8 protein-coding genes and 1 tRNA gene are annotated in these 13,338 nt (G+C 71.3%); 6 read left to right on the top strand and 3 right to left on the bottom strand.

The genetic code is table 11. The features are described 5' to 3' along the window. Window positions 1-775 precede the first annotated feature (775 nt). Window positions 776-1,450: an N-acetylmuramoyl-L-alanine amidase gene (locus AB0I28_RS09020; RefSeq protein WP_357491198.1), complete on the top strand. Its 675-nt coding sequence runs from the start codon at window positions 776-778 to the stop codon at window positions 1,448-1,450. Between the two features lie 13 nt (window positions 1,451-1,463). On the opposite strand, the gene AB0I28_RS09015 is transcribed toward AB0I28_RS09020, so the two are convergent. Beyond that, window positions 1,464-2,084, bottom strand: coding sequence for a nucleoside/nucleotide kinase family protein (locus AB0I28_RS09015; RefSeq protein WP_357491955.1), 621 nt, complete (start codon window positions 2,082-2,084; stop codon window positions 1,464-1,466). A gap of 143 nt (window positions 2,085-2,227) precedes the next feature. Between AB0I28_RS09015 and AB0I28_RS09010 the strand changes: the two genes are divergently transcribed. Further along, a tRNA-Arg gene (locus AB0I28_RS09010) sits at window positions 2,228-2,300 on the top strand. A gap of 639 nt (window positions 2,301-2,939) precedes the next feature. Here AB0I28_RS09010 and bla read toward each other — a convergent pair. Further along, window positions 2,940-3,719, bottom strand: coding sequence for a class A beta-lactamase (gene bla, locus AB0I28_RS09005; RefSeq protein ID WP_357491197.1), 780 nt, complete (start codon window positions 3,717-3,719; stop codon window positions 2,940-2,942). Window positions 3,720-3,987: 268 nt separating this feature from the next. On the opposite strand from bla, the gene AB0I28_RS09000 reads away from it, so the two are divergent. From AB0I28_RS09000 to AB0I28_RS08990, 3 genes are all read left to right on the top strand, one after another. Continuing rightward, entirely contained in the window at window positions 3,988-4,872 is an 885-nt protein-coding gene (locus AB0I28_RS09000) for a LysR family transcriptional regulator (protein ID WP_357491195.1), read from the top strand. After that, window positions 4,869-5,774 (top strand): serine hydrolase, encoded by a 906-nt coding sequence (locus AB0I28_RS08995; protein ID WP_357491193.1) that lies wholly within the window; start codon window positions 4,869-4,871, stop codon window positions 5,772-5,774. Before AB0I28_RS09000 ends, AB0I28_RS08995 begins: the two co-directional genes overlap by 4 nt. 202 nt (window positions 5,775-5,976) lie before the next feature. After that, window positions 5,977-9,015, top strand: coding sequence for a right-handed parallel beta-helix repeat-containing protein (locus AB0I28_RS08990; RefSeq protein WP_357491192.1), 3,039 nt, complete (start codon window positions 5,977-5,979; stop codon window positions 9,013-9,015). Window positions 9,016-9,036: 21 nt separating this feature from the next. Here the strand turns inward: AB0I28_RS08990 and AB0I28_RS08985 are convergent, their stop codons facing one another. Beyond that, window positions 9,037-9,576 carry a GNAT family protein gene (locus tag AB0I28_RS08985; RefSeq protein WP_357491190.1) on the bottom strand — a complete coding sequence of 180 codons (540 nt, stop codon included), beginning with the start codon at window positions 9,574-9,576 and terminating at the stop codon, window positions 9,037-9,039. 127 nt (window positions 9,577-9,703) lie between these two features. On the opposite strand from AB0I28_RS08985, the gene AB0I28_RS08980 reads away from it, so the two are divergent. After that, complete coding sequence (locus AB0I28_RS08980) at window positions 9,704-13,333, top strand: hypothetical protein (protein ID WP_357491188.1); 3,630 nt, start codon at window positions 9,704-9,706, stop codon at window positions 13,331-13,333. The last annotated feature ends 5 nt before the right edge of the window (window positions 13,334-13,338 follow it).

Here is a 13,338-nt window from a genome sequence, read left to right as displayed (position 1 = left end):
AGTTCGGCTGCTCGGCAGTTCGGCTGCTCGGCTGCTCGGCAGTTCGGCAGCCCGGAGTGTCCCCCGCCTTAGAACCGGCTGGGTGGCTCCGCCCCCAGCACCCCCGCTGGGTGGCTTCGCCCCCAGACCCCCACCAAGGACTCCGTCCCTGGACCCTGCTGGGAGGCTTCGCCCCCAGACCCCCACCAGGAACTCCGTCCCTGGACCCGGTCCCGCGCAGAAGACTCGGCGTGTGCGATCGTCCCCGCACCGGCACCCGGCACCCGGCGGTAACCGCTCGGCGCTCGCCTCTCCGCGCTCCGCGCTCGCGTCTCGCCAATGGCGACTGGCCACGCGGCACCCGCTGCCGCCTCCGTCGGCGCCTGCGGGCCGCGTCAGCGTCGCCAAGTCCTCCCCCACACCCGTCCACTGCCCCACCGCACCCACCCCACGCTCTCCCCCTACTCCCCACCCGCCTTGTCCCCCAACCCCGTCCCCCACCCCACCTACCCCACCCCTCCCGGGGGACCCGGTACGGTCTCACGTGGCCTGCTGACCGAACGGATGAGGTGACGATCACGTGACTGCCGGCGGTACTCCACCGAGGCGCCGTCCCGCGGCACATGCCCCCCGCGTCCCGCACGCTCCGCGCCGCCTGCGCCGCCCGCTCGCTCCACGCACCCCGTTCCGCCTCCTTGCCGCAGGGCTCGCGCTGGTCGTCCTCGCGTTGGCGGCGGGGTGTACCGGTGGTCCTTCGGGGGTGGCTGGGGCGGCTTCGTCGTCGGCGAAGACGACGGTGGGGGTCCTCAGCGGCAAGGTGGTGGTGATCGATCCGGGGCACAACGGGGGGAACGCCGAGCATCCGGAGATCGTCAACAAGAAGGTCGACGTCATCACCAAGAAGAAGCCCTGCGACACCACCGGCACCGAGACCGACGACGGCTATGCCGAGCACGCCTTCAACTGGGACGTCGCCCAGCGGCTCACCGAGGCCCTGGAGTCGCAGGGCGCCGAGGTGGTCCTCACCCGCGACGGCGACGACGGGGTCGGTCCCTGCATCACCGACCGGGCGGCCACCGCCAACGACATCGACGCCGACGCGGCCGTGTCGATCCACGCCGACGGCGGCTCGTCGGACGGCCACGGCTTCCACATCATGGAGCCGGTGCGCATCAAGGGGCACAACGACAAGGTCGTCAAGCCCTCGCACAAGCTGGCGGTCGCCATCCGCGACGCCTACGAGGAAGGCACGGGCCTGCCCCCTGCCGACTACATCGGCGAGGACGGCCTCAACCCCCGCGACGACATGGGCGGCCTGAACCTCACGACGGTCCCGAAGGTCATGGTCGAGTGCGGCAACATGCGCCACTCCGGTGACGCCGAGAAGCTCTCCGACGGCGACTTCCGCCAGCGCATCGCCGACTCCATCGCCACCGGCCTCACCACCTACCTCGCGGCCCCGGCAGTCTGAGACGCCCGACCGCCTAGCGGCCCCCCAGCCGCACCAGGACGTCCACTCGGTCCCTCGCACCCTCGACGAGCACGGCATTGCGCTGATCGGACCCGTAGGCCCACTCGTGGGCCGCCTCGGGCGACTTCCCGAAGGCCTTGTGCCGGTCCACGAGCCGCGACATCCGCAAGTCCTCGGCGACGTCGACGAACCAGCTCTCGTCGAGCAGCGCGGCGACCGCACCGAACGGCCCCTCCTCCAGCAGGAGGTAGTTCCCCTCGGTCACGATCAGCGGCACCGAGGGCGTGATCGCGATGGCGCCCGCGATGGGCTCCTCCAGGTCGCGGCGGAACTCGGGGGCGTAGACGGTCTCTTCACCCTCACGGACGCGGCGAAGGAGCGCGGCGTAGCCGGCGGCGTCGAAGGTGTCGGGAGCGCCTTTGCGGTCGGCGCGTCCCAGTCGCAGCAACTCGGCCTGCGCCAGATGGAACCCGTCCATCGGCACGTACACGGCCCGCTCGCCCATCGCGGCGGCCACCCGCCGCGCGACCGTCGTCTTCCCGGCGCCGGGAGCACCGGTTATGCCGAGCACGCGCCGCCCGGCGACCCGCGCCAACATCTCGGCCCGCTCGACACACTCCGCGACGGACTCCAGCACCTTTTGGACCACCCGGCGAGTCTGCCAGTCCGAACGACTACGGCGGCGATCACCCGTTCGTGTAGTCGCTAGCAGCGGTGGGGCAGGGAACGATAATCTTCCATCGGCATGCATCATGGACCAACACGATCATGCCACCGGCCCTCGTAGCTCAGCGGATAGAGCAGGAGACTTCTAATCTCAAGGCCGCAGGTTCGAATCCTGCCGAGGGCGCATGCGTTTTTGCAGGTCAGAGTAGGTATTACTCACTTTAAGTGTACCCGGCGATGACAGACGTGGATTCGCTCGCGGATCGAATAATCCCCTCACAAAGCGGGCGATCCACCTTTCCGACGTCGTCAAACCGGGTCTCCGGCAGGCCTCGCGTAGCCGAGACCGTACGTCGGCGATTGCTCGGAGAGCGGGATGCTCGCCGGTACCCCGTCACGAACGCGACCATCGACACCCTCATGTCGAAGACCTTCGATGACGGCCCACCTCCCGACGGCATCGGCGCATCGACGCCGGCGACGCGCAAGGCGAAGATCAAGAACCACATCCGCCCGGTCGTCGGTCACCTCACGGTCGCCGAGTCAGGTCCCATCGCGGCCGCATCCACAAGGTCATCGAACGCACCGCCGCTGAGTCCCGGCACGTCACCGGGTCCGGCGCCCGATGACAGACGGCGATCGCGTCGGCCTGGTCGCCGCCGGCTGCGGCGACCAGGTCGACGGCAAGCCTTCGCCCACCACCTCGGCCGCGTCCCCGGCCCGTTCACCACGACCGTGGCCGCCGCCATGCCACCGGACGGCATCGCGCGACCCGCGCCGCCCTACTCGCCGACCACGCCGGGCGCGCCGGGAACAGCGGCCTCTACGACAGCTGTTCGGAGACCACGGCCGCGGCTTGCGCGAGGAGTGCTTCGTCGTAGTCGGCGTCGCGTTCCTGGCGCCCTGTCAGGATCGCCATGACAATGGGAGCGCGGTTCGGGGGCCATACGACCGCGATGTCGTTGCGGGTGCCGTAGAAGCCGCCTCCGCCGCTCTTGTCGCCGACCGCCCAGCCTTCGGGGACCCCTGCGGCGATGAGGTTCGCGCCGGTCGTGTTCGTCTTGAGCCATTCGGTGAGCAGCGCCCGATCGGCGTCACCTTGCAGAGCGTCACCGAGAACGAAGGCACGCAGGTCCGCCGCCAGCGCACGAGGAGTACTCGTGTCGCGACTGTCGGATGGGGACACGTCGTTCAGTTCGGGTTCGTAGCGTTCCATGATGGTGGTCTGGTCACCGACTCCTTCGAGGATGGCGTCGAGTCCCGCCGGCCCGCCGAGTTCGTCGAGCAGCAGGTTGCCGGCGGTGTTGTCACTGACGCGCACGGCGGCGTCGCAGATGTCGCGCAGGCTCATGCCGGTGTCGACGTGGTCCTCGGTAACCGGCGAGTAGTCGACGAGGTCGTCGCCGGAGTATTCGACCACCTTGTCGAGTCCGCTCGACGTGTACTTCCGCAAGACGGCGCCGGCGGCGAGGGCCTTGAAGGTAGACGCGTAGGCGAAGCGCTCGTCAGTGCGGTACACGACTTCCTCGCCCGTGGCGGTGTCGACGGCGTAGACCCCAAGACGCGCGTCGAAGGTCTCCTCCAGTCTGGCGAAATCCGCCACGACGGCTTCGGACGCACTTGCCGAAGCGCTCGGCTCCGGCGAAGCGGCCGGTTCGGCCCGAGCGCATGCCACGAGTGGAAGCAGCAGCAGAAGGGGGGCCAGTCCTCGCAAAGCGAGATTTCTGGTCGGCGTGGATGGCAAGGCGTGAACCTCCGTTGGTCGGCAGCCGCTGCTGCGGCTCGGTACGAAACCGACCATCCCAGCCAAGATCAATGCGGTCAAAGACCGCAATGCGCGATTCGATGCCACTCTGGTATAAAACCCGGTCATGGATCTTGTGAAGGCATGCCGGGCGTTCGTGCATGTCAGCGAACAAGGCGGCTTCACCGCCGGAGCGGCCGCGGTCGGCATGTCCCAGTCGGTCGCCAGCCGTCGAGTCGCCGCACTCGAGGACCATCTGGGCGAAGCGCTGTTCGAGCGCTCGCCCCGCCGGGCACGCTTGACCCGCTTCGGCCGGGACGTGCTGCCGGCGGCGCGACGGCTCGTACGGGCGGTGACCGACTTGGAGCACGCTGCCGCCACGGCGCTGGACGAGCCCTTTCTCCTCGCCGTTCCCGACAACTGCTCGACCGGCGACCTCGCCACGCTGGTCGCCAACGCGCGTGACCACGGCTTCAGGCTCGCCCCGCAGACCGGCTCACCGACCACGAGAACCGAACTCGCCCGTACACAGGAAGTTCGCGCGGCCTTGATCGCGGTTCCATCCGACGAAGCGACGTGGGTGGTGCCGCTGGGCCTCGCGGCCGCCCGCGACCACAGCAGGACCTGCCTCTACCTGGAGACCCTGCGACCGAGCCGGACCGACACGTCCTCACCGGCACGCATCTGGATCCAGCCCGAGGACGACGTCCCCCACATCCGCGACCCCGTCCGGCGGCTCTGCGACGCCGCCGGTCTGCGCCCGACACAACTGGCCATCGGCTCTAGCCTCGTGACCGCCACAGCCGAGGTGTTCAGTTCGCACGACCGGCTGCTCTGCTCCCGCGCGCAGGCCGAAGAACTCGGCCTGCGCTGGCGCCCCATCGGCGACGTCGGCGTCGAACGCGGTTTCAGTGTCGCAGCCGACTCCGACCGCGACGCCGAGCACATTCGCATCGAGCTCGCCGCGGATGTCGCCCGAGCACTGGGCGCCAGTGGAGAGGGGCGGCCATGACGATCGAGGATCTCCTGCACCGGCTACGGCAGGATCTTCGCGATGGCGGATTGACCGGCTCATTCCTGGTCCGGAACCTGCACACGGGGGACGAACTCGGCATCGATCCCGACACGGTGCTCCCCATCGCCTCACTCGCCAAACTCCCACTGGCGCTCGCGACAGCGGAAAGAATCCGGCGTGGAGATCTCAGCGGCGCGACCCGGATCCGAGTCGAACCCGGCAGGATCACCTCCCCAGGCCCCACCGGGCTGAGCCGCTTCCAGCACCCCGCCACCATCGCCGTCGACGACCTGCTCTACCTGAGCACCTCGGTCAGCGACGGAACCGCGGCCGACGCGCTGTTCGACCTCACGCCCCCCGACACGGTCGCCGGCATCCTCGCCGAACTCGGACTCAAAGGCATCACCGTCCGCCACACGATGCGGGAACTCAGTGACACGCCCGCAGAACGCTTCTCACCCGCAGACGCCCACCTGGCCCTGGCGCTGGCCATCGACGGCGGCACAAGCGGCCGCGGCCACCGTGTACCTCAACTGGATGTGAGCAGCGCGAACACCGGGACCGCCCGTGCGTTCATCGACTTCCTGCAGGCCGTCTGGACGCCCTCGACGATCGCGCCCCAGGTCGCCGAACGGGTACGGTCCCTCATGGGAGCCAATCTGCTGGTCCAGCGGCTCTCGCCCGACTTCAGTTCCGACGCCGCGGCCTGGTCGTCGAAGACGGCCACCCTCCTCAACCTTCGTCACGAGGTCGGCGTCGTGGCCCACGACAACGGCCACGCCTTCGCCGTGGCCGCGCTCACCGAGTCCCGCGTCGCGGCGAGCAGTCAGCCCGCCGCCGAGGCACTCATGGGGCAGGTCGCACGAACGCTGCGGGACACGCTCCGATCGCGGCCTTGACCAGGACACGCTGGGCACGATGGGGATCTGCGGCGCCGAAACACCATGACGGCACCTTGGTCCCGAATCCGGCCCCTGCTCAGCCTGGCAAATATATGGTTTCTGCGACAAGTACCACATTAGTCCACACAGCACGGTGGCCCGCACCCGCCGCGTTCGCGGACATCACGGGATGGGAACCGCCGTGTCGAGGAGCAGCCGGGTGGGCGTCCGATACCTGTGCGCGATGGCGGTCGCCGCCGCGCTCGGTCTCAGCATCGTCAGCACGTCGAGTCCCGGCTTCCCGGGCTCCGCGGAAGATCCCGTCACCGAGGCGATCCCGAACGCCGACGGCCTGCCCATCGCCTGGATCGGCGCCCCCGCCGACCGGCCGAGCGACGACGCCGACCTGCGCACCCTCCAGGCGACCCTCACGGCCGCCACGGCGGGCCAGACGGTCTCCTTCGACCCCGAGGACTACATCTTCAGCAGCCTCCTCAGCGTCCCGCGCCAGGTGACGCTCGCGTCGGCGAGTCCGTCGGTGCTGTTCGCCCGCTTCACGGTCGCCCAGGGCGTGACCGCCGACGCCAACGTGACCTTCGGCGTCGCGGTGACGGGCGCGGTGGTCACCGTGAGCACCGCCGGCGCGGCCCTCAAGGACATCAAGATCGTCAACCCCAACGCCGTCACACGCCCCACCGGCGTCCAGCTCGCCGCCGCGGCCACCGGGGTGACCATCGACCGCTTCACCATGGACGGCGGCGGCGAGGCACTGTCCTACGGCGTCAACCTCACCAGCGGTTCGGCCGTCATCACGACCCCCGCGATCAGCGGCGTCGCGACCGGTATCGGCGCCGCCGCCGCCTCGGTGGCCCCCAACCTCGCCGTCGAAGGCGGCACGATCGCGGCGACCACGGCGGGCATCGCCCTGGGCACGACCAAGGCGCCCAGGGTGTCGAACGTGACGGTGACGGGCTCAGGAAGCGGCGTCGGCACCGGCATCGACCTGGCGAACTCCAGCGGCGCCGTGGTGAGCTCGCCGGTCGTGCGCGACTTCAACCGCGGTATCGGCGCGACGGCCACGAGCACGGCGCCGGGAGCCCGCATCACCGGCGCGCGGCTCACCGGCATCGGCAGGGAGGGCATCGCGCTCGGCTCGACGATCGGGCCGGTCGTCACCACGCCCGAGATCGTCGGCACCGACACGGCCAACTCCATCGGCGTCAACCTGCACCTGGTCAGCGAGGCGACCCTCGACCGAGTGGTCGTGAGCCACTTCGCCTACGGGGTGTCCACCAACATCGGCGCCACCGGCGTCGGACCGAAGATCATCAGCCCGGTGGTCTCCGACGTGACCGTCGGCGGCATCACGCTGGGCTCGACCCAGGGGGCGGTCATCACCGACCCGATCGTCAGCGGGCTCGGCACCGGCAGCGGCATCAATCTCATGAACTCCGGCCGGGTGACCGTGACCGACGGGCGCATCAGCGGGTTCCTCAACGGCGTCGCGTCGCAGAGCGCCGGTGCCGCCGACTCCGACCGCACCGACATCAGGCTGTCGCGGCTGGAGATCACCGGACCGCCGAACGCCTCGACCGGCATCTCGCTGCTCGCCGCGAAGAGTCCGCTCATCACCGACATCACGGCCGACGTCACCGGCGCCGGGGTCGTCGTGCACGACTCCACCGACGTCGTGATCGAGGACCTGACGGTCATCGGCCACGAAGGCCCCTCGGACTCGACCGGCTCGGCGATCCTCAAGGCCTACGGCTCCCAGAACGTGTCCGTCGACCGCGCGTCGATCGAGGCGGGCTCCTACGGCTTCTTCTACTCCTCGACCACCGGCGCGACCGTCACCAACGCACTGGTCTCCAACGTCGTCCTCTACGCGCTCTACAGCCGCAGCTCCGCCGAGATCGAGGTCAGCCGGTCGCGACTGGAGGACAACGACTCCGCGGGCGTCTTCACCGTCACCGAGGCGGACCTGCCCATCAGCCGCGACATCGACCTCCATGACAACGTCCTGTCCGGCAACCGCGACGGGATCCTGCTCTACTCCGGCACTCGCGGCGTCCGGTTCACCGACAACACCGTCTCGGGGCAGACCTTCACCATCTCGGCCGCCTCGGCGCACGACGTCACGATCGCCGGCAACGAGATCGAACAGGCGGGTGCCGACGGCCTGGCCGCGGTCATGGTCTCGCCGATCCGCGAGGACCGCGACCAGCTCGGTTCGTACTCCTCCTCGGGCATCGAGATCCGCGGCAACACCTTCACCGGCTCGGGGACCTGGCTCCAGGTCGGCTCGCCCGACCCCTCGGCTCCCGACGCGGCCTACCGCACCCTGCGCGACCCGGTCCTGGTCGTCGGCAACAGCTTCCCGGCGGCGTCGACGGCGGTGCGCAACTTCGCCAACGCCGTGGTCGGCGACGACACCGCCACGGCACGCGTCGCCGAGGCGGGTCCCGTCGCGGTCGACGCCCGCGACTACGACGACCCCAACGACTGGGGAGCGCCGTGCCGCCCGACGGGATTCCTCGACGGCGAGCTCGTCTACGACGGGGAGGGGGCGGCGGTGTACGAACTCACCGAGGCTCCGGCGCTCTACCCGACGGACTGCATCGAGTTGTCTCTCACGCAGAGCATCGAGCAGCAGAGCGTGCGCGCCGGTGAGGTCGTGACGTGGACGCTGACGCCCCGCAACGAGGGCCTGCGCGACGCTCCCGCCGGCTGGTCGGTGACCCAGCTGCTGCCGGAGGGGGTCGAGCTGGTCTCCATGAGTGGGGACGGGTACACCTTCGACGGCCTGACCGCGACCGCCGGCGCCGCTCTGCCCGTCGACGCCGACGGGTCCCCGATCACGGTGACCGTCCGCGTCGTGAGCGAGCCGGAGACGCCGGTGACGATGAGGAACGTCGCCTACGTCGCGCCCCTGGCTCCCGCCGACGCCACGGATCTGGACGGGGACGGGTACGCCGACGTCGTCGTCGAACACCGCAGTCCGCTGGAGGTCCCGACCCTGGAGACCGACACCGATGCCTCGGCGACCGACAACGACGCGCAGGGCGTCTGGCAGGTCGTCCCCGGCGGCGCGGCGCCGACGCCGACGCCGACGCCCTCGCCGACCTCGTCGGACGGGCCGTCCGGTTCGGGCGACCTGGCGGTGACCGGCACGCTCGCGGTGACGCTGGGCCTGACCGCCGTCCTGCTGCTCATCGGCGGTGTCGCCACGCTCGCGTTCGCCCGGCGGCGACGGGCCTGACCTGCCACGACGTCCTCGGAATCACGCCTGCCGCCGGCTCTGGAACCAGTCGGCGGCCAGGAGTCCGAGAACGGCCTCGTCCTTCCAGTCGCCGTAGACCCACTGCGTCTGGCGCCGGACGCCTTCGTGGACGAACCCGGCCCGGGTGGCCGCGGTGATCATGCCGGTGTTGTCGGTGAGGGTCTCCACGTTCAGGCGGTGCAGGCCCCGCACCGCGAAGCCGTACTCGCACAGCGCCGCGACGACGTCGGTGGCCAGGCCGCGCCGACGGTGGCCGGGCAGGATAGCCACGCCCAGGTGCGCCGAGCGCTGCTGGGCGTCCACGCCCCACAGCTCACAGGCCCCGGCGAGCTCGCCGCTGTCGCGTTCCTGCACGGAGAAGAAGGCGATCGTCTCGTCCGACTCGGCCACCGCGTACGGCGACGCGCTCGGAGTGCGCGGCAGCCAGGGCCTGGTGTCGGCGCCGGCCCGTGTGGCGACGTTCTCGTAGAGGTTCTCGTGGAGGACGGCGACGTCGGCATCGTGCCGGGGCCGCAGGAGGACTTTCCCGCCGGTGATCACGCCGGAGTTCTACCGGCCCCCGCTCGGTTTCGGCAAGTGGGTTAACCGTTGGCTCCTCAGCGCGCGATGCCCTTAGTGCTGCCCCTTCGTGCTCCCCCCAGGCTCGTCGGCTGGCCACCATCGGGATATGCGTCGCAGCGAGCGGAGTGGGGAGGCCGAGACCTCCGCCGAGGCCGCCTCGGCGCGCTCGGAGGCCGGGCGCGATGAGCGGCCGGTCGTTCGGACCGGTGGGCCGGACACGACGCGGCCGCGTGTGCTGATGCAGCCGCGCGCGATCCTCGCGCTGCAGAAGGCCGTGGGTCAGCGCGGGATGGCGACGCTGCTCGGCGGCCAGTCCGCCGGGCGGGCGACGGTCGACGCCGAACCGGTTCCCTTGCAGCGGCAGGACGGCCCCGAGGAGGCCGCCCCTGCGCCCGTCGCGGCGCCACCACCGCGTCCGCCTGCCGGAGGGCCGCCGGAAGCCGCACCGGCCGCCCCGCCGGTGTCCGCCACGCCGGAGGTCCCGCAGGCGCCGCCGCCCGCACGGGCCGAAGCGACGCCGTCCGCACCCGGGGCACCGACGGCACCACCCGCGCCCGCGAGCCCGGCCCCCACTGTGGACACGGCACCCGCACCTACAGCTCCCACCACCGACAGCGGTCCCACGCCGACGGCGACCGGCGGCGGCGGGCCCGCGGGGCTCGAAGAGCGGGTGACCGCGCGGCGGACCGCCGTTCAGGCCGCCGCGACGGCCCGGCGGGAACGGATCCGGGCGTCCGCGACCGCGTCGGGCCAGGTCGTCTCGACCGCCGCGCTGACCGAGCGGCAGGCCCTCCAGACGAGCCTCACCCAGTCACTCGACCAGGTCCGCACCGCCTTCACGCAGGCCCGCGACGGCATCAACGCCCAGCGCCGCACCAAACTCGGCGAGGTCACCGACACCGCCCGCACCCAGAACGCCGCCCTCGACACCACGATCGACCGGCACAAGACCGCCATGACCGACGCGGCGGCCGCGCAGGCCCGCGCGGCCCGCACCGCCGGTGAGACCGAGGCCGGACGGGCCGTGCGCGAGTGCAACACCCGCGCCGGACGGGCCCGCGCGCTGGGCGAGCAGAAGGCCGGCCAGTACCGCGAGGTCGAACGCGGCCCGCGCATCGGCGCCGAGGCGCGCGACATGGCCGCCGAGGCCGCGCGGAAGATCGAGGACGCCGGCGGTGAGGCCGCCAAGGCCGTCCGCAAGGACGCCGCCGAGCTCGCCGAGAAGTTCACCGGTGAGGGCCGCGACGCCGCCGCGCGCTTCGAGGAGGCGCGCACGGCCGGGCACCGCCGGATCGACGGCGAGCGCGGTACCTCGACCGAGTCGATCAACCGTTCCGCCGATGAGGCGATCGACGGCCTCCAGCGCTCGCACGACCGGTTGGTGGCCGACATCGGGCAGCAGCGTGCGGCGCTGAATCCGGCGCTGGCGCAGCTCGGGCAGGCCGGTGCGGACGGCATGGCGAGGCAGGGCGAGTCGGCGGTGGGTCAGATCGACGCGCAGACCGAGTTGGCGTACTCCTCGCTCGACGGTTTCCGTGAGCGGGTCGCGTCCACGTTGGCGGGTGCGCCGCCGCAGGCCTGCGAGCAGGTTCTGGAGGAGGCCGACCAGGAGTTGTCGAGCAGTCTCGGGGAGTTCGACGCGGCGCAGGAGGATCAGGTCCTGCAGGTCGGTCAGGCGATGGACGCCGGGGCCGCCGAGGCCGCCGGGCGGATCGGGGCGGGGACGGCGCAGGCGACCGAGCCGCTGTCGCGGGCGGCGTCGGACTTCGAGGCGCGTTGCGCCGACACGATGTCGCAGACCAACGGCGGGATCGCCGACACCGCGCGCGACGCCGTCGACGGGATGACCGGGGCGGTCACCGACGTGGACCGGGAGTCCGCGCGGGCGGTCACGGAGGCCGACGCGTCCTGGGCGCGGCAGCTCACCGAGGCGCAGGGGCAGATGGCCCGCAAGGTCGACGACACGATCGGCGCGCAGGAGCGGGTCGTGACCGAGCTCGGCGGGAAGATCGACGAGCGGGCGCGGGAGATCCAGGACGAGAGCTGGCTGTCTCGGGCCGCGAACTTCATCGGCGGGATCCTGGTCGGGTTCCTCTTGGAGCTGTGGGACTTCGTGAAGGTCCTGCTGGTCATCATCCTGGTCGTGCTGGCCGTCGTGCTGGTGGTGGCGCTGATCATCCTCGCGATCGGCGGGATCGGGCTGCTCCTGGAGGTGATCGCGGCGGTCGCGGCGGCCATCGCGGCGGCTGCGGCGGTCATCAAGGTCGTGCTGCTGGTGCTCGCCGTCATCGGCATCGCGGTACTGGTGGTCATCGCGGCGTGGCGCGTCTACCAGGCGTGGATCCGCGACGACCTGTCCGACTACGAGCGGGGCAAGCTCGTCGGGCGGTCGATCTTCGACATCGTGTCCATCGTCATTCCCGGGCGGGTGCTGAAGTTCTTGTCCGAGGCGAAGTGGCTGGCCCGGCTGGCCGAGTCGCTGGGCGGCGGAACGCGCTTCGTGATGCTGCTGATCTGGGCGCGCGGTGACATCGCGGCCGTCCGGGTGATCATCGCCGATCTCCAGACGATCGAGGAGATCATGCTCGCGGTGCGGCGGACGGCGAGCATCACCGAGTTCATGGAGTTGCGCGCGCTGCTTGGCGGGACGCCGAGGCTGCTGCGGCTGCTGCGGGCGGCGCCGAGCGCGGCGGAGTTGCGGGTCGTGGTCACCGCTCTCGGGGGCGACGGGGCGCTGCTGGAGCAGTTGCTGTCCGGTTCGACGTGGACCGAGGTGGCGCAGATGGTGCGGGCGGTCACGGCGGCCGGCGGGGACGCCGCGCTGATCCGCGTGATGATCGCGCGGGCCGGGACGGTCGCCGAGGTCAACCGGCTCCTGGGGATCGTGACCGCCAGCGGCGGCGACGCGGCGATGCTCGGCCGCTTGCTGGCGGGCACCGCGACGCCGGCCGAGCTGACCGGGCTGCTGACCCGCCTGCGCAACAACGCGCCCCTGCTCGACGAGCTGATCACGCTGACCGACGACATCCCGCAGTTGTCTCGGATGCTGACCGCGCTCGGCAACGACGGGACGCGGCTGCGCACCCTGATCGCGGGCGCCGGCGGCAAACCGAGTTCGGCGCTGCTGGCCGACCTGATGGACATCGCGGTCGGCCGGGGGCACGCGGGAGCCGACGTCGCCGACCTGGTCACGCTCTCCGGCGGGAACGCCGCGGAGTTCCAGCGGCTCGGGGCGATGGCGCGGGCCCTGCACGCCCGCACGCTGCCGCCGGCGACCGGGCCGGCGCTGGGGCCGTACTCGGGTTCCAACCTGGCGCACATGTGCGACGAGCACACCTTGGCGCACTACAACTTCGCGACCGGGGTCAACCCGACCGGGCAGACCTTCTGGCCGCCGCACTTCACCGCCGCCGAGGTGCAGGCGGAGTTGCAGTCGGCCGTGACGCTGCTCGACAACGCCGGCGCCATGGCGACGACGCGGACGATGGGGGCCACCCCGGTGACCCTCCCGACGCCGCTGCGGGTCCTCAACGGCGGCCAGTCGAACGCGGTCGTCACGCACGGGACGATCAAGGGGCCCGTGCGGATCATGCTGCCGAGCGGGTTCGAGGTCCAGTTCGGGACCTTGCAGCCGAACGCCTCGCCGGTGATCGGGCAGTTCTTCCCGGTGGCCGGGCCCGGGGTGCAGAACCTGACGCAGGCGCTGATCGACGCCCTGCGATTGATCGTGGGTTAGGGTCA

Origin of the sequence: Phytomonospora sp. NPDC050363, assembly GCF_040655735.1 — a bacterium.
In the GTDB taxonomy this organism is placed as follows: domain Bacteria; phylum Actinomycetota; class Actinomycetes; order Mycobacteriales; family Micromonosporaceae; genus Phytomonospora.
The sequence above is the reverse complement of the archived record's forward strand: the minus strand, read 5'-3'. Positions and strand labels throughout refer to the sequence as shown.